Genomic DNA, 21,443 nt, shown 5'->3' on the forward strand with positions numbered 1-21,443 from the left:
TCGACAATCCAAAAATAATTGAGAGGCTAGGACTTTTGTCCCAGCCTCTTTTTCTAGCTTTAGGAAAGTTGAGTTTCTTCCTTTCTTTTCCCTACCATTGTGAGGCAGGAAAGTGACCAATCTTAGTCGTCACCTTTTTTAGCAAGAAGGAAATCGCCGTCTGATTGTTTCACAAACGTTAACTTATATTGGTCTGAAGTTGAAGATTTAAAACGGATTGTCATGGTAGTCACAATATCATTAGTTTTGTAGTCTTCATCTGCAGACAAGGAGAGAGAATAAATGGTATTATCTTTCAACACTTCCTTGTAAGAAACGCCATCCTTACCAGTTTTGGAATCCCCGACTTTAAGCTTGTCATAGTAAGAAGAGGTCATGAAATTGTCCTCAGCTTCGTTATAATCCCCTGAATAATAGAGGTCCTGTAAATAATAGGTATCCCCCTCTTTCTTAAAGGTCAATCTCATATCACGAACGGTATGGTATTGAGAATAGGTATCATCCTGATCTTCTTTTAACTCGCCCCACTCTAAATCAATGAGATCTCTTCTAAATGAACCTTGTAAAGCTTTTCCGTGCTTATCCACAACATCTTCAATGGATGTTCCCAAATTTGAAGTTGAGTAAGTACCAAGCTCGAGGTCAGCCAAATCAGTAATGTTCCATGTAAAATCAGTATCTTCTGGATCAATATACTTTCCAGACTGATCGCGTTTTGATTCCCCTGCATCAGCTTTCGGATGAAGGGCAGGATAGGAACTTTTAGCACTATTTGCTGCACCCATAGAATGGCCGACGAAGAGACCGATAATGACTCCTAAGACCGCAAAGCCACTAATACAAGCAATTAACAGACCTTTCCCTGGCTTCTTTTGATCACCAGTTTCTGGCACACCAAATGGTGCCTGTGATTGATTCGTATTCATCTTTCATCTATCTCCTCTATATTAAAAACGTTCTGGACCAATGTATAAGAAGTCCCCATCTGGTTGTGCTAAGAAGCGTAATGTCTTATAATCGTCTCCCACTTTAAGGTTGATCTTTGCAACCACTCGAGTAGAGTCATACTCTTCTCCATCAGCAGTGATTTTTGTCTCTGTACCTATTTGAACATTTTGTTTATGTTTCTTCAAAACTTCCAATAAGGAGGTTCCACCTTTACCAGTTTTCTTATCTCCTTTTTTCAGATCTTTGAATTCTTTCGTGCTCATCTCACGATCTGTAGAAGTATCTTCATCTTCATCGTCTTCACTCGCATAGACTTCTTCCAAGTTAAAGGCTTCTACAGATTTCAAATAATAGTTGCCATCCACTTTTTCAAATCTGAAATAAATATTTTGGTGAGAGGCGTTCTTTGCACGATCCCAAGTAAGAATCATGCCTTTCTTTTCATATTCGACACTGGTAGCCAATCCATAAGTTTCAACAATCTGATCAGCAGTCAAGCCATAACCGTCCTTGTTGCTATAACTTAATGCAGCAAGGTCTTTTAGGGTCCAAGTATAGATTACCTCATCCTTTTCTGTAATAAAGCCTGTCTTTGTTTTCTTAGCTTCTTCACTAGCACGGTCTAACCGTTTGGTACGTTTGGCATCTGCTTGAGGCTTAGATGAATGCCCCCAGAAATAGCCAGCTCCGCCACCGATCAAGCCACCAAGAAAGAGGGCAAGAATAGAAAAGACGATAAAGTTAGTCCATCCACTCTTCGGTTTTGGTTGAACATTCCATTGTGATTGAAAGGCTTGAGGGTTCCCTTGTTGGTAGAAAGGATTATTTTCTACCTGTGGCGCTTGATTTTGGAAAAATTGTTCCTGTCCTCCAGTTTGTGGTCCTTCTACTGGAGAAGACTGTTGGAAGCCTTGCGCTCCTGGTGCACCAAATGGCTCATAAGCTGTTTGGCCATTTTGTACTCCAAAAGGGTCTTGGAAGTTTTGGCCCATTGAATCTTCAAGAGGTTCTTGAGCAGCCTGCCCCCCTTGTGCTCCAAAAGGCTCTTGGACGGTTTGACCCGTTTGGGCTTCAAGAGGTGGTTGAACAGTTTGTTCGTTTTGTGCTCCAAAAGGTTCTTGAACAGTTTGTCCCTCTTGTGCTCCAAAAGGCTCTTGAACAGTTTGTCCCTCTTGTGTTCCAAAAGGCTCTTGAACAGTTTGTCCCTCTTGTGTTCCAAAAGGTGTCTTGTCTTCTGTTGTCATAATCTCTCCTTTACTAACAACCTTCGCTCATCGATCTTTCTACTTTTTTTGTGATCATAGTTTGACGTGCAAAGTATAAATATAGTAGTTCTACTATATCATAAAACAGTCTATTTTTCCACCTCATTCTGATATATGGAAAGCGATTAAAAAACGACCTCTTTCGAGATCGTTTTGTCTGTCTATTATAGACGAGCGTTGAGTTCTTTGCTCAATTCTTCAAATCCTGGTTTACCAAGAAGGGCAAACATGTTACGTTTGTAAGCTTCAACACCTGGTTGGTCAAATGGGTTGATAGCGTTCAAGTAACCTGAAAGGGCGATGGCCAATTCGAAGAAGTAGATAGTGTATCCAAGAGTGAAGGCATCTTGCTCAGGAAGAGTCACGTACATGTTTGGCACGTCACCGTCAGTGTGGGCAAGAAGAACACCGTCAGTCGCTTTTTTGTTCACGAAGTCAACATCTTTTCCTTGGAGGTATCCAAGTCCATCAAGGTCTTCTTCCAAAGTAGGGATGATCACGTTCTTACGTGGTTTGTCAACACGGACAACTGTTTCAAACATGATACGAGTTCCTTCTTGGATAAATTGACCCAATGAGTGCAAGTCTGTTGAGAAGTTAGCTGAAGTTGGGTAAATACCTTTCTGGTCTTTCCCTTCTGACTCACCAGCCAATTGTTTCCACCATTCTGAGAAGTATTGAAGTGATGGCTCATAGTTTACCAAGATTTCAGTTGCATAGCCTTTACGGTAAAGGATGTTACGAACTGCAGCATATTGGTAAGCTTCATTTTCAGCAATCTTATCTGAAGTGTAGTCTTTACGAGCTGCGTTCGCACCTTCCATAAGGGCTTTAATATCTGCACCTGATGCAGCGATTGGAAGCAATCCAACTGCAGTCAAGACTGAGAAGCGTCCACCGATGTCATCTGGGACTACAAATGTTTCCCAACCATTAGCATCTGCTTCAACCTTAACAGCACCTTTTTGGCGGTCAGTAGTAGCGTAGATACGTTTGTTCGCTTCTTCTTGACCGTATTTCTTAACCAAGAGTTCTTTGAAGACACGGAAAGCGATGGCTGGTTCAGTTGTTGTACCTGATTTAGAAATCACGTTTACTGAGAAGTCTTTATCTGCAACATACTCTACCAAGTCAGCAAGGTAAGTTGATGAGATAGAGTTTCCAGCGTAAAGGATTTGTGGAGCCTTGCGTTCTTCTTTTGTTTGCAAGTTTGCAAAGTGGTGGTTCAAGAAGTCAATGGCAGCTTTAGCACCAAGGTAAGATCCACCGATACCGATAACGACCAAAACATCGCTGTCTGCTTTGATTTGTTCAGCAGCTTTCAAGATGCGGTCAAATTCTTCGCGGTCATAGTTTTCAGGAAGGTCCAACCAACCCAAGAAGTCGCTACCAGCACCAGTTCCTTTGCGGATTAATTCGTCTGCTGCTGTAACTTGTGCTTGCATGTATTCCACTTCATGTGGTGCAACAAATTTGTCTAATACTTTTGAATAATCAAATTTAATATGTGACATAGTATTCCTCCAAAATTTCTTCTTCTCTATGATATCGCTTTACCGGGATTTAATCAAGGGAAACCACCCTGTAAAACGTTTTCATTTGCTAATTTTTTTATTTTCACAAATCAAGCAACGACGCAATAGCAATCGTTTGCATATGGCGCCTTATTTTGATCAGAATATACAAAAAAAGAAGCTACTGATGAAGCTCCATTTTCACGCAATTATTCTTTGAATCCGCTAATGAATTTTAGTTAAGCAGTTTAAAACAGTAGCTGTTTGCTCAAAGCATTTCTTTGAGGTAGCGGATAAGACTTGCAGTCTTGTTTCGTTAAGGTACTTTATCGGCGACTAATCGCTCATCCCCAAATAAATTTTAGTTAAGAAATTTAACGCAGTAGCTGATTATGTTTTCTTCTTTCGCTTTTTAAGCTCAGAAGAAAACATAATCAGCTTTGCGGGGGTGGAACTACGAACAAACGTTCTGTTCCACTCCCATCCATTGCTCTAGAATTCATCTGCGTCCCTTGGACTTGATTCACTAAAAACTTCATCGGTTTACAGCTTTTTCCCTAACGGGAAAAACTGCATCCATTGCTCTAGGATTCATCTACGCCTTGGAGTTGACTCTATATATTTCGGAACGTAGTTCTCGCTTTGCTCGAACTGCGTCAATGCACCTAAGTTCATCTTCGTCCCTTGGACTTGATTCACTAAGGTACATAGAAAAAGAGCACACAGTTCACTTCGCTTAGGGCTGCTGGATTCCTCCCCTGACCCGCTTCACGCAGAACTGTTGCTCCACTAATTAGTATAACACAAACTTTCTTTTTTGGCTAATTTTCTTTACTTTTTCCTGCGATTTCTGAAAAAGTTCTGCATAATCGCCGCACATTCTTCTTCTAAAAGGCCGCTTTCAACCTCTACGCGATGATTCAACCGCTCATCCGTCAGGATATCGTAGAGACTGCCCCCAGCACCGAATTTCTGGTTTTTCGCCCCATAGATTACCTTGGGAATGCGAGCCAGACCGATGGCGCCACTGCACATGACACAGGGCTCAATCGTGACAAAAAGCGTCGTATCCAGCAAACGCCAGCTCTCTTCGTGCTGATTGGCTTCTTCGATCGCCATTACCTCCGCATGCATGACCGCTCGCTGCAATTCTTCTCGCGCGTTGTGCCCACGTCCAATGATCTCGCCGTCTTTGACAATGACACAGCCAATAGGAATTTCCTCATGGGCCAAGGCGATCTCTGCCTCTTTTAAAGCCTCTCGCATAAAAGCTTCTTTCTCTTCTAGGGTATAGTCTCTCACTTGTACACTCACTTACTTTTTATGTTCTTGTTCTATTATATGATGAAGCCAGAAAAAAAGCCACCAATGGGTGACTTCTTATAGGGAGATATTATGAAAAAAAGTTTGGATTCTAAACAAAGTTGGGAGGTCTTTGTTTATGGTCTTAGTATAGACCACAGGGCTTAAAGTATTCTTAAGACTCAAAAAAGTTGAGAGAGACTCCCAACTTTTATTGAATTATTTACTTGACCAGACACTTTCCAGGATATTGGTTTGGTCACGATCTGGTCCGACTGAGAAGGTTGAAATGCGCACACCAACCAACTCACCGATCCGGCGAACATAATTGCGGGCATTTTCTGGAAGCTCATCCAAGTGACGGACACCGGTGATGTCTTCTGACCAACCTGGTAATTCTTCATAGATTGGTTTGCAACGTTTGAGTTGCTCCAAGCTTGCTGGGTAGTGGTCAATGCGTTCTCCATCCAAGTCGTAAGCCACACAGATCTTCACTGTATCCAAACCTGACAGAACGTCGATGGAGTTCAAGCTGAGGTTGGTAATTCCTGACACACGACGGCTATGGCGCATGACAACTGAGTCAAACCAACCGACACGACGTGGACGACCGGTTGTTGTCCCATACTCATGGCCGACTTCACGGATCCGATCACCCACTTCATCGAAGAGTTCCGTAGGGAATGGGCCATCACCAACACGGCTAGTATAGGCTTTACATACACCGACAACCTTGTCGATCTTGCTTGGGCCGACACCTGATCCGATGGTCACCCCACCTGCAACAGGGTTTGAGGAAGTTACAAATGGATAGGTTCCTTGGTCGATATCCAACATAACCCCTTGGGCTCCTTCAAAGAGCACGCGCTTGCCGTTATCCAAAGCATCGTTCAAGATAACAGAAGTATCGGTTACATATTGTTTGATTTGTTGACCATATTCATAGTATTCTTCGAAGATATCGTCAAATGACAAAGCCTCTGCATCATAGAGTTTGGTAAATTGACGGTTCTTTTCTTCCAAATTGATGCGAAGGCGTTCCGCAAAGACGTCACGGTCCAAAAGATCCGCAATCCGAATTCCTACACGTGCAGCCTTGTCCATATAGGCTGGTCCAATCCCTTTGATGGTCGTTCCGATTTTGTTGTCCCCTTTAGACTCTTCTTGGAGACGGTCCAATTCGATGTGGTAAGGAAGGATGACATGGGCACGGTCAGAAATGCGAAGGCTGTCTGTTGATACCCCTTCTTCATGGAGATAAGCCAACTCTTTGACCAATGATTTCGGGTTGACCACCACCCCATTTCCAATCACAGAGATCTTTTCAGGGAAGAAGATACCAGAAGGAATCAAGTGCAACTTGAACTTTTTGCCGTCAATCACGATGGTGTGACCGGCATTGTCCCCACCTTGGTAGCGAGCAATGACTTCTGCATTGGCTGATAGGAAGTCTGTAATCTTCCCTTTTCCTTCATCTCCCCACTGGGTTCCTACAACAACTACTGATGTCATATCTTTGTCTGAGCTATATAGCTCGTCCTTTCTTGAAAAGCAGGCAGGAATCTCACCTGCGATTATGTTTTATACCTCATTATATGAAAAATTTGACAATTTTTCAAGGAGGGTTCATCATTTCATTTGTTTTTTCTCTTATGTAGACGAATTACATTTTTACAAAATATGTATTTTCTGAATTTTAGTACTTAATTTAAAATAAAAGTTCGGAATTTTTGTAAAATCGTAGCGGAAATTTGCTTTCTTTTTCCGTTTGTAATAGACTAAAATAACTACCATAGGACGGTGAAACGATGACGATTAATCAATTACTGCAGAAACTGGATACATCAAGCCCTATTCTCCAAGCGACCTTTGGTCTGGAGAGGGAAAATCTGCGAGTGACAACTGATGGACACTTAGCTCAAACTGCTCATCCGAGTCAGCTTGGTTCCCGCAATTTCCACCCGACCATCCAAACAGACTTCAGCGAACAACAACTGGAACTAATTACACCTATTGCTCACTCTACTAAGGAAGCGCGGCGCTTACTGGGAGCTATCAGCGATGTGGCAGGCCGCTCAATTGACCAGAGTGAATGCCTGTGGCCTCTGTCCATGCCACCGCAGCTGACTGAAGAAGATATTATCATCGCCCGTCTGGAAAACGAATACGAACGCCACTACCGAGAAGGTTTAGCGAAAAAATATGGCAAAAAACTACAGGCCATCTCTGGTATCCACTACAACATGGAGCTAGGGAAAGATCTGGTCGCTGCTCTCTTTCAAGTCAGCTCCTATCATTTACTCAAGGACTTTAAAAATGACCTCTATCTCAAACTGGCTCGAAACTTTCTGCGTTTCCGATGGCTCTTAACCTATCTCTACGGTGCTGCTCCTCTGGCAGAAGCCGGCTTCTACAGTCAGGAATACCCGCAGCCTATCCGCTCTTTTCGCAACAGCAACTATGGCTATGTCAATGACGAGAATATTCAGGTGTCCTACACTTCTTTGGAGCAATATGTAACCGATATTGACAACTACGTTCAGTCTGGCGAGCTCAGTGCTGAAAAAGAATTTTACTCAGCCGTTCGCTTCCGTGGACAGAAGCACAATCGCGCCTATCTGGAGCAGGGTATCACCTATCTGGAATTCCGCTGCTTCGATCTCAATCCTTTTGACCATTTGGGCATTAGCCAAGAGACCTTAGATACTGTCCATCTCTTTTTACTGGGCCTGCTCTGGCTAGATGATGTAGAAAATGTTGATGCAGTATTAAAAGCTGCCCATGATTTGAACCAGAAAATTGCTTGTAGCCACCCGCTGACTGCCCTGCCAGATGAGGCAGACAGCTCAGCCCTTCTCCAAGCCATGGAAGAGCTCATCCAGCATTTTGAACTGCCAACTTACTATCAAACTTTGCTGGACCAGATGAGAGAGGCTCTCTTACATCCTCAGCTGACACTGTCAGGACAGCTCCTGCCCCATATCCAGCAAGATTCCTTAACAGCTTTTGGTCTAGAAAAAGCAGAAGAATACCACCGCTATGCCTGGACTGCTCCTTATGCCCTCAAAGGCTACGAAAATATGGAACTGTCCACCCAGATGCTACTCTTTGATGCTATTCAAAAGGGGCTAAATGTCGAAATTTTAGATGAAAAGGACCAATTTCTCAAGCTTTGGCATGGTAGTCATGTAGAATATGTCAAGAACGGCAATATGACCTCCAAGGATAACTATGTCATCCCTTTGGCCATGGCCAATAAAACAGTCACCAAAAAGATTTTGGCAGCAGCTGACTTTCCCGTTCCGGCTGGAGCAGAATTTTCTTCTCTAGAAGAGGGACTGGCCTACTACCCTTTGATTAAGAACCGAGAAATTGTTGTCAAACCCAAGTCAACCAACTTCGGACTGGGCATCTCTATCTTCCAAGAGCCAGCTAGCCTGGAAGCTTATCACAAGGCTCTGGAGATTGCTTTTTCAGAAGATGTCGCCGTCTTAGTGGAGGAATTTATCGCTGGAACGGAGTACCGCTTCTTTGTCTTAGACGGACAATGCCAAGCAGTCCTCTTGCGAGTGGCGGCCAATGTCGTCGGAGACGGTCAGCATACCGTGAGAGAATTGATTGCCATCAAAAATGACAATCCTCTGCGGGGCCGAGATCATCGTTCACCGCTTGAAATCATTGAACTGGGGGACATTGAACTGCTCATGCTGGACCAGCAAGGCTATGGACCAGATGATATCCTGCCTGCTGGAGTCAAGGTTGACTTGCGGCGCAATTCCAACATTTCTACTGGCGGAGACTCGATTGATGTCACAGACAGCATGCACCCATCTTATAAGGAACTCGCTGCGGACATGGCAAAGGCTATGGGAGCCTGGGCCTGTGGCGTTGATCTCATCATCCCTGACAGCTCTGCTATTTCCACAAAGGAAAATCCCAACTGTACCTGCATCGAGCTCAACTTCAATCCTTCTATGTATATGCACACCTATTGTGCTGAGGGGCCGGGACAAAGCATTACTCCGAAAATACTAGCTAAACTTTTCCCAGAAATGGACCTATAAAGTAAGAAAACGCAGAAGATGTCTCTGCGTTTTTGTTTTGTAACCGAGGTAGAGTTTTAGATGATAACCTAAAAAGATTAAGCATGGTCCTCCTACAAGTTTAAAATAGCAAGTCATTTGCTGTAAAATCATCCTCTAACAAGCAAATTTCAAATCTCTCCTGCATATAGCAGAGGAAATCTTCCCTTTTTCCCAAAAAGAATCATAGGCCACGAATACAAGGCTAGTATCATCTGAACAAGTTCCAGCCAGTTACTGTTGGCTTCCATAGCCCACCATCTCAATCGCTTTAAAACTGCCTCGGGTTAAAAATTCATACGGAACCCCTAATGCATCAGCTACCGCCAAACCATAGACTGCCGCTTTCAAAGATTGGTTCATGCTAGCCTCCTTTGTTTTATTATACTATTTTTGGTCTTAAAATTCTTCCTAACCCCAAAAAACAAGCGCAGGCCTGCGCCTGTTTTTCTATTTTGTGTTAAAATAAAAGGTATGGACAAAATTATCAAAACTATCTCAGAAAGTGGCTCTTTCCGTGCCTTTGTACTAGACAGTACAGAGACCGTGCGAGCAGCCCAAGAATACCATCAGACACAAGCAAGTTCAACAGTGGCCCTTGGGCGCACCCTGATCGCTAGTCAAATTCTCGCAGCCAATGAAAAAGGAAACACCAAGATAACAGTGAAAATCCTGGGCACTAGCTCACTTGGTGCTATCATCACTGTGGCAGATACTCAAGGAAACGTCAAAGGCTACGTGCAAAATCCTGGTGTGGATATCAAGAAAACAGCGACCGGTGAAGTCGTGGTCGGACCATTTGTCGGAAACGGGGAATTCCTAGTGATTACCGACTACGGCACAGGCAATCCTTATCATTCCATGACACCTCTCGTCACTGGAGAAATCGGTGAAGACCTAGCTTATTACTTGACTGAAAGCCAACAAACGCCATCTGCGGTTGGGCTCAATGTCCTCCTTGATGAAGAAGACAAGGTCAAGGTTGCCGGTGGTTTCTTGGTGCAGGTCTTGCCAAATGCCAAGGAAGAAGAAATTGCCAGCTTTGAAAAACGGATCCAAGAAATGCCGGCCATTTCTACCCTTTTAGCCTCTGACGACCATATTGAAGCCCTTCTTACTGCCATCTATGGTGACGAACCATACAAGCGTCTCTCAGAAGAAGAGATCCGCTTCCAGTGTGACTGTAGCAAGGAACGCTTCATGAATGCCTTGGCAAGCTTACCAGCCAAAGACCTTCAAGAAATGAAGGACGAAGACCATGGCGCGGAAATCGCTTGCCAATTCTGTCAGACAACTTACCACTTTGATGAAAACGACTTGGAGGAACTCATTCGTGACAAATCTTAATACACCTTTTATGATTGGGAACGTCGAGATCCCAAACCGGACGGTCCTAGCCCCCATGGCCGGTGTGACCAACTCAGCTTTCCGGACCATTGCGAAAGAACTCGGAGCTGGCCTTGTGGTCATGGAAATGGTCTCTGATAAAGGGATCCAATACAACAACGAAAAGACCCTGCATATGCTCCATATCGATGAGGGAGAAAATCCTGTATCGATCCAGCTCTTTGGGAGCGACGAAGATAGCTTAGCACGCGCAGCAGAATTTATCCAAGAAAATACCAAAACTGATATCGTTGATATCAATATGGGCTGCCCAGTTAATAAGATCGTCAAAAACGAGGCTGGTGCCATGTGGCTCAGGGACCCTGATAAGATTTACTCTATTATCAACAAGGTTCAATCTGTCCTTGATATCCCTCTCACTGTCAAAATGCGTACAGGCTGGTCTGACCCATCCCTAGCAGTCGAGAATGCCCTTGCTGCAGAAGCTGCAGGTGTTTCTGCCCTTGCTATGCACGGACGGACCCGGGAGCAAATGTACACTGGTCATGCAGACCTTGAGACCCTTCATAAGGTTGCACAAGCTCTGACAAAAATCCCATTTATCGCCAACGGGGATATCCGGACGGTTCAAGAAGCCAAACAACGCATCGAAGAAGTTGGTGCTGACGCTGTCATGATTGGACGAGCTGCTATGGGGAACCCTTACCTCTTTAACCAAATCAATCATTACTTTGAAACAGGAGAGATCCTACCTGATTTGACCTTCGAAGACAAGATGAAGATTGCCTACGAGCATCTGAAACGCTTGATCGATCTCAAGGGCGAACACATTGCCGTTCGTGAATTCCGTGGCTTAGCTCCTCATTACCTTCGTGGGACTTCTGGCGCAGCTAAACTTCGTGGAGCGATTTCTCAAGCCAATAGCCTAGCTGAGATTGAAGAACTTCTTCAATTAAACGCATAAGAAACATAAAAATAGGACCTTATGTGAACTGCTCCCCCAAAAAGTTAGACAGAAAAAATCTAACTTTTTTGGGGGTTTTATTATGAAATTGACAGATGAGGATATCGTTCTGATCTATGCACTCAGAAAACAAGGACAAAGCTTCCAACGATCATCACAGCAACTTCATTGAAAATGACCCAAGGCATTCTGCAGTTTCCGGCCCTCAACCTTCTCGTTTGGGCAGAAACTTTCATCTGTTTGACAATCCTGATCTATGTATTGATTGGCTATAACCACTATTTAAAAAGATAAAAGAACCCCCTAGCACGTAGAAGTGTTAGGGGGGTGTTGTTTCTGTTAGGTTGATAGTTATTATAACCAAAATCCAAGCGGTTTCTTACTTCTCCTCGTGCAACGATAGAAAGCCATAGACCATAGTCCCAAAGATTGCTCCAATACTAAGACCAAAGACCAGTAAGGGGATCATTATCTCTGTTTGGATGATTTTTTCCAAGAAAGTTGAAAGGGGCATCTGCTGAACGAAGAGTTTATGAAAGACCAGCAGGGCAAATAAGCCAATCTCAATACTTATAAATACCAACCAACTACGAACTTTAATTTGGTGTTTGCTGTAGGTTCTATAGATGATTTCTGATTTGTCGTCCTTTTCAAGATGAAGCTCTTGGACGGCTCTTTGGGCTTTTATAGTCATAGAAAGAATGAGTCCAAAATAGATGAAGGGCATAACATTTCGAACAATTTCTATAAAGCGTCCGAATAAAATATAGAACAGGAAGAGAAAGAAGGAAGAGTAAAAGATTTGAACCATGGAACGGGCGCAAGCCTTGTAGATAACCTCTTGACGGCATTCGTCAAAAGGCCCTTGTATATGAAAGAGATTTCGAAGTAAGCGAGTTGTTAAGTCTTCTTTTTTCATGGATGAATTCTCCTAAATGAACGATGTTACTTTGTTTCTTTTACGAATTGATAGAGATAATAAAGATAAGTGATAGAAGAAAGGCTAGCGATAGTTAATAGTAAATAATATTTCCAATTGCTTGAGATGACCATCAGTTGTGGCAGAGATAGAATCATAAAGCATAGTGCTAAGTTGAGTATGCGCGTTTTTTGGGAATCTATCTTTAGATAAGTCAGTCCTTTGTTGAATGCTGGAACAAAGACTAGAAGGAGAACTACATCGTAGAGGGGCAAGTTCCCTGAAACTATGATGAAGATGAGCAGTGAAGCAAACAAAAGATGATAGGTCAGTAAAGTTAGTAATGATTTCATAGGGCACCTCCTAATCGTCGTCCTGATTTTTTTTAGCTTTTTGAATACGATGGGAGAAAACGCTCTGCATGGTCAATCCGAAGAATAAAGTTGCTATGATAGTTGTCACAAAATGTCCTGTATTTAAAAGAGAACTTAGATAACTCTTATTATCATCCGTCAAGACATTAAGAAATGGGATTCCAAAGAACATACCTAGTCCATATATTAGACCTGCTTTCAGACCAGGAAAACGTAACTGTTTCTTTTCTTTTTGACTCAACATATCAGGATCGATAGCTGTGATACCCGTTTTCTTGGTTTGAGAAAGCACATAGAAAGCGGCTATCATAGAAATACCAAATATCACCAGAGGATAACCGATAGCAACTATTTCTGGATATTTATTGGCAAGAACGAGTGGGATTAAATTGCCAAATATCATCAGGTAAAAGAGGACGATAAAGACCTGATTACCGATACGATCAGCTTCACGTCGTTTGTGTTCGTCAAGAGGTCCAGAAATACCATATGTACGTTTGATAAGTTTTTCAGTGAATGTTTCTTTTTTCATTTTTTCTCCTTTTTAAAACTCTTCTTCCCAAAAGAGACTGTTGAGGTCAGTCTGTAGGCTTCTAGCAAGATTGAGACAGAGTTCCAGGGTAGGATTGTACTTGTCGTTTTCAATCATGTTGATGGTTTGCCTCGAGACGCCGATATCCTTGGCAAGTTCGAGTTGGGACTTTCCCAGTTCCTTTCGGAATTCTTTTACACGATTCATGCTTCTTCCTTTTAATTTATGTCGTATATATTTGACCATAGTATATTATTTTAAAAATAAAATGTCAACTATTTTTGACATTATTTTTAATTTTTCTTTCTAAAACAAAAAAGAGAGTGGGACAGAAATCGGTCATTCGTTAGAATTCGATTTCGTCGTCCCACCTCCGCACAGTTGAGTAGGGCTGTAAAAGCTGATGAAATCAGCGTAGTAGAGCCCACTCAACCACTGCGTCTTGCTCGACAATCCAAAAACAATTGAGAGGCTAGGACTTTTGTCCCAGCCTCTTTTGTATCTTATTGATCCGCTTGAGACTCGCTTTCTTTCCAGCGATAGGTCTTGCGTGGTTTTTTCTTAGGTACCCGCTTGACACCCACTTCTTCAACGTAAGAGCCATAGGTTACAAGGAAATTATTGGTCAAAATTTCTTTATCTGGATGGATCAAATTCACCAACTCGGTTGCTTCGTATACGGTGAAAGGCTCTTCTAGGAGATGGAGGAAGGTTGGATTCCAGGCCAAGCGCCCTTGGATCCGCTTGATAGATTCTTGGACAATCTCATAGTGGTCAAAGGCAAAATCTTCAGCCGTCAAGACACGTCCATCTAGGGAACATTCCCCATGTTTGAAGTCCACATCGAGAAAGAGAACTTCTTTGGCATCATCTCCAGCTCGGACCATATCTACTGCTTCAGCTGGCAAATAAACCAAGTGAGCAATGGTAATGACCCAACCCCGAGGGTCCCGACCAGGAGTAGAAACTGTCATTAGTTGCTCGACCTTTTGAGGGGTCAATTCTAGTCCAACTTCTTCCTGGACTTCACGGATACAAGCCTGGATAGCATCTTCGTGCTTTTGCAAGAATCCTCCAACCAAGGCGACCCGATGCTGACAAGGGTGGGTTTTCCGGCGAATCACCAAGAGCTTCAAACGCCCCTCCACAAAGCAGTAGGCCACCATATCTGCTGTCACACTTGGATTTTCATAGGTAGGGTGATCCTGCTCCTTGTACCAGCGGAGAAATTCTTCCTCGCTGACGATCGTTTCGTAGTATTCCTTTTCGTTCATTCCTTCCGGAATGCTTGTTGCTATCATTTAAGCAACCTCCTTTTTCACAGCTTTGCTCCATTGGTACCAACCAACCAAACTATTAAGAGTATAGACCCAATACATTCCCTGAATATGGATGCTTTCTCCCCACCAGAGGTAGATACTGAAGAGGTTGGTCGCAATCCAGAAAATCCACTGTTCGCGATAGAGACCGGTCATGAGAAGTTGGCCGACTCCATTGGTCGCATCTGTCACACTATCACGGAAAGGTCGTGCGCTGTGGATGCTTTTATAAGCATAGCCCATCCCGATCCAAATCAGAGCTGTTAGGACCAAATACTTGATCCATTCCATTAAGGTTAATTTCTTGGCCTCAAAGTGAGACTCTTCTGCTCCTCCTTGGTCATTGATCCGATTCGACAACCAGACATAGAGACCAATTGGTTGCATCACGAAGAAGTACAGAGTCGTCAGAACTTCTCCATAGAAGTTTTTGTTCAAGGCTAGGATGAGATAAATCGCTGAGTTCACTGCTCCAAAGAGATAGTTACTAGCCCGACCCTCTGCTACTAGTATCACACAAACGATTCCTGTCCAGGAGGCAAAGAGCCCTAACCAATCGTGACTTGCTTCCTGATTGGTAAACTCTAGGATAAAGGGTACGCTAGATAAAGCAAGCAAATAGAGCCATTGTGTCAAAGTGCGACCAGCAAATAGGTCTTTCCAAAGGAGTTTCATAATCCCTACGAAGCCAAGTTTGCCAGCTTCTCGATGGACATTTTTTAAATGCTCCCCAAATGTTTGAATTTTTTCTTGTAGTCGTTTCATGTTGCTTCTCCTTTAATCAGCTTGATAAATCGTATCGATGACACGTTTCGCTTCTTCGTAATTCCCCAAGTAGTCTTGCCCGAGGTAGGCTGTAGGGATATCTGAGAGGTATTGGCGGCGGAGGTGATCCAGGTGATTTGAAAAACTGTTGCGAATTTCTTCATCAGCCATGGTCATATCACGGAAGCCATCATCGACATAGGATCCAATGGGTTGGACAAATAAGATTAGATCCCATTTTTCCTTAGCGAGGATACTGACAAAGAGATTGTCAAAGGTATCCGTCATACTGGTTTCTGGGCCTTCTACTTCCATGTAGTAGTCGTAATAGCCCTTGGTCACCAGAGAGTTGGTATCCGCAATGACCAGTCCACGATTGGCACTACTATCGATTAATTTTGAGGTTTGATCGTATTGTCCGAGTAGGAGATAATAATAGTCCTTGGGGGTCAGCTCATCATCCCGTACATTATTTCTGATCTGGTACTCGCGAGCATACTCCAAACTCACTGGCGCATCATAGAAGCGGGCCAAATCTTTTGCCAAGGTCGTCTTCCCGTTACTAGCACTCCCCATAATGAGGACCTTTTTGGTAAACTGACGACGGAAAGGTTGCGCAATGTATTTCCAATACTTGCTGGGATTTTCCCGGATAAGGGTTCCTGAGATGCCAAACTGACGCTCCTGTAAATGCGCTTGAAAGCCTCTCGCTTCAAGTTCCTCTTGATACGTTTTTTCCCCAACATAGAAGATGAGTTCTTCTCTCTCAGCATCATATTGAATGGTTTCTAAGGCTGTTTTCAACCAAGGCTCCCATCCTAAGGGATAGCGAGGAAGTTCTGTCTCGTCTAATTTATAAATTTGGGTGAGTTCATCATTTGAAAAACCTTCTCGAATATAGCGAAAACGTTTTTGCAAAGGAAGGCCAACTTCTTCTCCTCGGTCACCTTTGTAACCAGAGACAATCACACAAACGCGGTCGCATTGGCGTTTTGCCCGTTGAATTAAATCAATATGACCTTGATGAAGGGGGGCAAACGTTCCAAATACTACTGCCACTTTTTCTTTCATCTAACTGGCTCCTTTATCATAATGTCAAAACATGTTTTGCTTATGATTTTATTATAAACTATAATTTCAATCTGTCAATACTTTTTTATAAAAAAATATATTTTTATAAAACAAAAATTAAAAAAGATTCAACTCTGTATGTTATTATACAGAATTGAATCTCTGATTTCAATCTTTTTTTAATTTTCTCAGTAGCGAGCCATTATTCCCGAACAAGGGCATGCACATGGCCATTTTCTATCACTTGAACACTTGCCACTTGACCATTTTGACCGACAACTATATCCAGGCTAGCTACAGATCCATCTTGGGTGGAAATCAAGCCAGCATGGTAATGACCTTGGTCCAAGTTGTATTCATAGCTTCCAATCGTATATCCCACTGCATTGCCACCAGGAGTTTGAATGGTTACTTGTCCTCCTTGACCGATCGTTACGCCTGTATCGCGACCGTCGGTCCAACTACCTGCTGCTCCTGAATAATCCCCTGAGGCATAGCTCAAGACACCTTTATAGCGTGGGTTCTCTGTCTTAGAGGCTTGTTCTTTGGCAGTCGTGCGACCTTCTTCCAAGCTAGGACGTTTTTGTTTTTCTGGTGCTGGGTTCACTGCTGGTTTTGTTTCTTTTGAAGGAGTTGGAACCAGGCCTTGACTGACTTCTGGAACTCTTGGTGTCACTGAAGTTGATGGATTTTCTTGGCTCGCTTGTGTTTCGCTCGAAGCGATGGAAGGAGATTGTGCAACTTCTGTGCCTTGTGTGGTTTTGCTTGTGGTCTTTTTCTCTTCTTTTTTACTTGTAGAGCTTTGTTTCACTTGCACAATTTTACTAGTTGAAGATGGACTGGTTTCCTTTTTCTTTTCTGATCCACATCCGCTTAAGAGAAGAGCAGCTGTTAGAGCAAGGCTAAATAGACTAAAGAAGGTTCCTTTCATTTTCATGGCAATACCTCTCTTTTGTAACATTTGTTACATTTTGTAATATAATTGTAACATTAATCTATAGGGAAGTCAAGAGGATTTGCAAGTCTTATAAAAAATAGAAACTAGTTTCAAAAAAGAGTGAACAAATGGAGCCCTACTCCAAGCATTCACTCTTTTTCTTATTGATAAACTTCTTGATAAAATTCGATGGTATCTCCATCTTGGACAGTCGTTTCTGCTGCCCCTTTTGGTGCCATCTCTCCATTGATCTTGTACATCCAATAAAGTCCCTTACTTTCGTCCTGGGCTACGCCATCGATCGAGGTGATGAGGCCACTCTTTTCCTCAATCTTGTAGTTAGCTTTCAGGACTTCCATCAGGTTGGCTTTTTCAGCAACCTTCAAGGTCTTGCTATGAGCTTCTTTCCCTTCAGGGGCGATACTGACCGTAATGGTAATTTGTTTTTCTTTCGCTACTTGTGAGCTAGAAGCTGAGCTTTCCGTAGTCGATGGTGTGCTTTGTCCGCAACTGACCAATACAAGAGCTGCTAGGACAGCAAAGAAACTATAAAGTGTTTTTTTCATGATACAATCTCCTAAATACTACATAAAGTAGAGGGTAAAAACAGGCGGTGGAAAGGGCGTGGGCCAGGTTAAAGCTAAAGCCATTCACCAGAGCATAGGTCCACCAAGGCATGTGGTAAAGGACCGCATAAAGACTGTCAATCACTATCCCGTAGAGAAAGGATAAGATGCCGACCACTAGAGTCTGAACTTGCAAAGACAAGTGGCGGTAAAGCCCCCGCCAAAGAGTCAAGAGGAGGCCAAAGGCCAGTATCTGAGCGAGCACCACTGGGCTCATCCCCAAGAGAAAAGCCGAGGTAAACATGGTGACCGCCATCACCAAACAGGCAAATTGCCAGTCTTCAAATAGCACCAGTAAAAAGAAAATGGCACTAATGGGTTGGACATTGGGCAAGAAGGCAAAGGCTTGTCTCAGCACCACACAGAGGGCTGCTAAGAGGGTGATTCGGGTCAAGCGTTTGAGAGGCACTGCATATCCTCCTAGTCAATCGTGAAGTTAAGCTGACCAGACTTAACACCTACCTTGAGGGTTTGCCCTTCAGCCACTTCTCCTCTCAAGAGGATCTCTGCCAAGTAGTCTTCCACCTGGGTCTGGATGGTCCGGCGCAAAGGACGTGCTCCCATCTCTGGATCATATCCGTGAGTCGCCAGCCATTTAAGAGCAGACGCTTGGAATTTCAGAGTAATGCCTTTCTCTGCTAGAGATTGAACTAGCGGTTTCACCATAATCTTAACAATCTCATGCATTTGGTCACTGGTCAAGCTATGGAAGACTACCTTCTCATCAATCCGGTTGATAAACTCTGGTCGATAGGTCTTCTTCAACTCTTCAAAGATGCGTTTCTCCATATTGGCTTGGTCAAAGCGAATATCCTTAGCGCCAAAACCAACTGTCTTATCATCTCGTAAAGCGGTAGCTCCCAAGTTTGAGGTCATGATAATAATGGTATTGGAGAAATCTACCTTGCGTCCCTTGCTGTCGGTCAAGACACCGTCATCCAAGACTTGCAAGAGAACGTTAAAGATATCTGGATGGGCTTTTTCCACCTCATCAAACAAGAGGACTGAATAAGATTTGTTGCGGACTTTTTCCGTCAACTCGCCCCCTTCTTCATAACCAACATAACCTGGAGGGGCACCGTTGAGACGACTGGCCGCAAATTTCTCCATGTATTCACTCATATCAAAGCGGATCAAAGCGGACTCGTCATCAAAGAGGACTTCAGCCAGCGCCTTCGCCAGCTCAGTCTTCCCGACCCCAGTGGGACCGAGGAAGAGGAAGGAGCCAATTGGCCGTTTGTGAGAACGAATTCCCGACTGATTGCGACGAATCGCTCGGCTGATACTTGAGACAGCCTGATCCTGACCGATCACGCGCTTATGAAGTTCTGCTTCCAATTCAAGGTATTTCTTAGCTGCTGTTTGGGTTAGTTTCTCCACAGGAATGCCTGACAATTGACTAAGCGTCTTCAGGATATCCTCTTCCTTAACTTCTAGCTGGTAGCCTTTTGGACTAGCATCTTCTTTTAGCAACTGAGCAACTTTTTTCCACTGCCCCTTGAGCAAGGCTTGATCGGCAGCTGTCAAGTCGGACTGAAGACCGGCTTGAGGCCCCTTGTTTTGCACGGTCGCTGCCGCCTCATCCAAGAGGTCAATGGCGGAGTCAGGCAAGAGGCGGCTGGTCAAATAACGATTGGCATAGACAACAGCTGTCTCAATAGCCGCATCCGTAATATGGACACGGTGGTGACGTTCATAGGTCTTCTTGAGCCCTTGCAAAATCGCAATGCTATCTGCAACAGAGGGTTGCTCAATCAAGACTTTAGCAAAGCGGCGTGACAGAGCGGCGTCTTTTTCAATGTGTTTTTGGTATTCTTCTTGCGTAGTGGCTCCTACGGTCCGTAGGGTCCCGCGAGCCAAGGCTGGCTTCAAGATATTGGCCGCATCCAAGGTGGAGTCAATCCCAGAGCCAGAGCCCATAATGGTATGGAGCTCATCAATGAAGAGGATGACATGGCCATCTTCTTCGATATCATTGATGATGTTGTTCATCCGCTCTTCAAAATCTCCACGGAACCGCGTCCCTGCGACAACATTCATCAAGTCCAACTCTAAGACCCGCATCTTAGCCAGCTCCGTCGGGACATCTCCGCTGGCAATCCGTTGAGCCAAGCCCAAGGCTAGAGCGGTCTTTCCGACACCGGCATCCCCGACAAGGACTGGGTTATTTTTCGTTTTGCGGCTCAAAATCTGAATCATCCGCGAGATTTCTTGACCCCGGCCAATCACCGGTTCCAAACTGCCATTGCGAGCCATTTCTGTCAGATCTCGGGTGTAGTCTTCCAAACCACCGCTGGTAGAGGCTGGCATGCCCATCATATTTCCCATGGTTTGACGATTGGGTTGCTGGGCCCGATAGAGCGAACGGATAGCTTTCACAGCTTCCTTGTCCCAACCTGCTCGTTGTTCCAAGCTCTTGCGAAGCTCGACGATTTTAATGCCCTCTTCCTGATCATCATAGCGGAAGCCGACATACTCCAATACTTGAGAAGCCAAGGTTCCCCGTTCTAATAGAAGTGCCAATAGGACATGCTCTGTTCCAAGACTTTTGGCATGGACTGCCTGGGCAATCTCTTGGGAACGTTTCATGATTTCTTCGACACGGAAAGAAAAAGGAAATACCTCATAGCGGCCATCCCGTTGGTAGACTTGACCCGTAATGTGCTCCGCCGCATCTTGAAAATCATCAATCTGCATAGGATAGTCACTTAAGACGGAACCAGCTACACTATAAGGATTATTGGCTAGGGCTACTAGGATATGCCAGGTATCTAGCGTTTGAGACTCAAAATGACCCGCTAAGATTTGAGCGGCTTCAATCGTTTCTAATAGGGCTTTTGAATAGTTCATAAGGAGATTACATTCCCTTTCTATCGACTTGTTGGATAATTTTTCGTAGGATATTGGCTCGTAAGCGATGGGCTTCACTGCCCAGAACCTCGTCTGTCGTCATCACTGACAAAAGCTCTGCCTCTCTCTTTGTAAGGAGTTTTTCTTCAAATAGCATTTGAAGGATATCGCCAAAAACAGTCTGACTGATTTGTTCTCCGATGCTTGCGCCAAGCTCTTTTAGCATCTGGTGTTGGTCTGAAAATTGGACCTTGCCAATCCGGATATAACCGCCACCTCCACGCTTGCTCTCTACGATATAGCCTCGACTTTCGGTGAAGCGGGTCTTGATCACATAATTGATTTGACTAGGAACAACTTGGAAGACATCCGCTAATTCGCTTCTCTTGAGCTCTGCGATGCCTGCTTGAGCCAGTAGCGACTTGATATAGGCCTCAATGCTATCTGATGTATTTTTACTTGCCATGATGCTCCTTTCTAACCTTTTCATTCTAGATAAGCTCTCTGCTTTTCAGAGGATCAAAAATGGTCTCACCATCCATGATGTCATTATTGACCTTATCTGACTATTATACAATTTTTACGCCTGTAAATAAAGCAAAGACTACGTCGTGATAGAATCTGAAGA

Annotated in this window: 21 protein-coding genes, 1 other RNA gene and 1 pseudogene; 4 read left to right on the forward strand and 19 right to left on the reverse strand. The window is 43.8% G+C overall.

From position 1 onward, the window contains the following. Positions 1-122 precede the first annotated feature (122 nt). The 6 genes from RCH62_RS00005 to RCH62_RS00030 form a co-directional block, all read right to left on the reverse strand. On the reverse strand, positions 123-926 hold the full coding sequence (locus RCH62_RS00005; RefSeq protein WP_125335039.1) for a hypothetical protein: 804 nt from the start codon (positions 924-926) through the stop codon (positions 123-125). A 21-nt stretch (positions 927-947) separates the two neighbouring features. Further along, positions 948-2,192, reverse strand: a complete 1,245-nt coding sequence (locus RCH62_RS00010) for a hypothetical protein (protein WP_306474328.1) — start codon at positions 2,190-2,192, stop codon at positions 948-950. Positions 2,193-2,377: 185 nt separating this feature from the next. Continuing rightward, positions 2,378-3,727 carry a glucose-6-phosphate isomerase gene (locus RCH62_RS00015; protein WP_000018241.1) on the reverse strand — a complete coding sequence of 450 codons (1,350 nt, stop codon included), beginning with the start codon at positions 3,725-3,727 and terminating at the stop codon, positions 2,378-2,380. A gap of 702 nt (positions 3,728-4,429) precedes the next feature. Further along, positions 4,430-4,522: signal recognition particle sRNA small type (ffs, locus tag RCH62_RS00020), an RNA gene on the reverse strand. Between the two features lie 36 nt (positions 4,523-4,558). Continuing rightward, positions 4,559-5,029, reverse strand: coding sequence for a tRNA adenosine(34) deaminase TadA (gene tadA, locus RCH62_RS00025; RefSeq protein ID WP_306474329.1), 471 nt, complete (start codon positions 5,027-5,029; stop codon positions 4,559-4,561). A gap of 219 nt (positions 5,030-5,248) precedes the next feature. Next, positions 5,249-6,541 carry an adenylosuccinate synthase gene (locus RCH62_RS00030; protein WP_070665062.1) on the reverse strand — a complete coding sequence of 431 codons (1,293 nt, stop codon included), beginning with the start codon at positions 6,539-6,541 and terminating at the stop codon, positions 5,249-5,251. A 296-nt stretch (positions 6,542-6,837) separates the two neighbouring features. Here RCH62_RS00030 and gshAB point away from each other — a divergent pair, with 296 nt between their 5' ends. Beyond that, entirely contained in the window at positions 6,838-9,093 is a 2,256-nt protein-coding gene (gene gshAB / locus RCH62_RS00035) for a bifunctional glutamate--cysteine ligase GshA/glutathione synthetase GshB (protein WP_070506135.1), read from the forward strand. A gap of 252 nt (positions 9,094-9,345) precedes the next feature. Here the strand turns inward: gshAB and RCH62_RS08445 are convergent, their stop codons facing one another. Then, positions 9,346-9,474 carry a hypothetical protein gene (locus tag RCH62_RS08445; protein ID WP_003002006.1) on the reverse strand — a complete coding sequence of 43 codons (129 nt, stop codon included), beginning with the start codon at positions 9,472-9,474 and terminating at the stop codon, positions 9,346-9,348. Positions 9,475-9,585: 111 nt separating this feature from the next. Here RCH62_RS08445 and hslO point away from each other — a divergent pair, with 111 nt between their 5' ends. The 3 genes and pseudogenes from hslO to RCH62_RS00055 form a co-directional block, all read left to right on the forward strand. Next, a complete protein-coding gene (gene hslO / locus RCH62_RS00045) occupies positions 9,586-10,458 on the forward strand; it encodes an Hsp33 family molecular chaperone HslO (RefSeq protein WP_037608143.1) in 873 nt (290 codons plus the stop codon). Further along, positions 10,445-11,422: a tRNA dihydrouridine synthase DusB gene (gene dusB / locus RCH62_RS00050; protein WP_306474330.1), complete on the forward strand. Its 978-nt coding sequence runs from the start codon at positions 10,445-10,447 to the stop codon at positions 11,420-11,422. Before hslO ends, dusB begins: the two co-directional genes overlap by 14 nt. 144 nt (positions 11,423-11,566) lie before the next feature. Next, positions 11,567-11,716: pseudogene (locus tag RCH62_RS00055) on the forward strand (C4-dicarboxylate ABC transporter); the annotation flags it as partial. 85 nt (positions 11,717-11,801) lie between these two features. On the opposite strand, the gene RCH62_RS00060 reads toward RCH62_RS00055, so the two are convergent. The 12 genes from RCH62_RS00060 to RCH62_RS00115 form a co-directional block, all read right to left on the reverse strand. Beyond that, positions 11,802-12,341: a DUF3278 domain-containing protein gene (locus RCH62_RS00060; protein WP_306474331.1), complete on the reverse strand. Its 540-nt coding sequence runs from the start codon at positions 12,339-12,341 to the stop codon at positions 11,802-11,804. Positions 12,342-12,367: 26 nt separating this feature from the next. Continuing rightward, positions 12,368-12,694, reverse strand: a complete 327-nt coding sequence (locus tag RCH62_RS00065; protein WP_306474332.1) for a hypothetical protein — start codon at positions 12,692-12,694, stop codon at positions 12,368-12,370. Between the two features lie 10 nt (positions 12,695-12,704). Beyond that, entirely contained in the window at positions 12,705-13,247 is a 543-nt protein-coding gene (locus RCH62_RS00070; RefSeq protein WP_306474333.1) for a DUF3278 domain-containing protein, read from the reverse strand. 12 nt (positions 13,248-13,259) lie between these two features. Continuing rightward, positions 13,260-13,454, reverse strand: a complete 195-nt coding sequence (locus RCH62_RS00075) for a helix-turn-helix transcriptional regulator (protein ID WP_306474334.1) — start codon at positions 13,452-13,454, stop codon at positions 13,260-13,262. 296 nt (positions 13,455-13,750) lie between these two features. Then, entirely contained in the window at positions 13,751-14,548 is a 798-nt protein-coding gene (locus RCH62_RS00080; RefSeq protein ID WP_306474335.1) for an NUDIX domain-containing protein, read from the reverse strand. After that, positions 14,549-15,331 carry a nicotinamide riboside transporter PnuC gene (gene pnuC, locus RCH62_RS00085; RefSeq protein ID WP_306474336.1) on the reverse strand — a complete coding sequence of 261 codons (783 nt, stop codon included), beginning with the start codon at positions 15,329-15,331 and terminating at the stop codon, positions 14,549-14,551. A gap of 12 nt (positions 15,332-15,343) precedes the next feature. Continuing rightward, positions 15,344-16,402 (reverse strand): AAA family ATPase, encoded by a 1,059-nt coding sequence (locus RCH62_RS00090; protein ID WP_306474337.1) that lies wholly within the window; start codon positions 16,400-16,402, stop codon positions 15,344-15,346. A gap of 202 nt (positions 16,403-16,604) precedes the next feature. Further along, a complete protein-coding gene (locus tag RCH62_RS00095) occupies positions 16,605-17,339 on the reverse strand; it encodes a hypothetical protein (RefSeq protein WP_306474338.1) in 735 nt (244 codons plus the stop codon). Between the two features lie 161 nt (positions 17,340-17,500). After that, positions 17,501-17,905 carry a DUF4430 domain-containing protein gene (locus RCH62_RS00100; protein WP_048716674.1) on the reverse strand — a complete coding sequence of 135 codons (405 nt, stop codon included), beginning with the start codon at positions 17,903-17,905 and terminating at the stop codon, positions 17,501-17,503. Then, positions 17,886-18,374: an ECF transporter S component gene (locus tag RCH62_RS00105; protein ID WP_306474339.1), complete on the reverse strand. Its 489-nt coding sequence runs from the start codon at positions 18,372-18,374 to the stop codon at positions 17,886-17,888. Before RCH62_RS00105 ends, RCH62_RS00100 begins: the two co-directional genes overlap by 20 nt. Positions 18,375-18,385: 11 nt before the next feature. Further along, positions 18,386-20,815 carry an ATP-dependent Clp protease ATP-binding subunit gene (locus tag RCH62_RS00110; protein WP_048690751.1) on the reverse strand — a complete coding sequence of 810 codons (2,430 nt, stop codon included), beginning with the start codon at positions 20,813-20,815 and terminating at the stop codon, positions 18,386-18,388. A 7-nt stretch (positions 20,816-20,822) separates the two neighbouring features. Next, entirely contained in the window at positions 20,823-21,281 is a 459-nt protein-coding gene (locus RCH62_RS00115) for a CtsR family transcriptional regulator (RefSeq protein WP_048690753.1), read from the reverse strand. Between the last annotated feature and the right edge of the window lie 162 nt (positions 21,282-21,443).

Source organism: Streptococcus sp., assembly GCF_030825805.1.
Taxonomy (GTDB): domain Bacteria; phylum Bacillota; class Bacilli; order Lactobacillales; family Streptococcaceae; genus Streptococcus.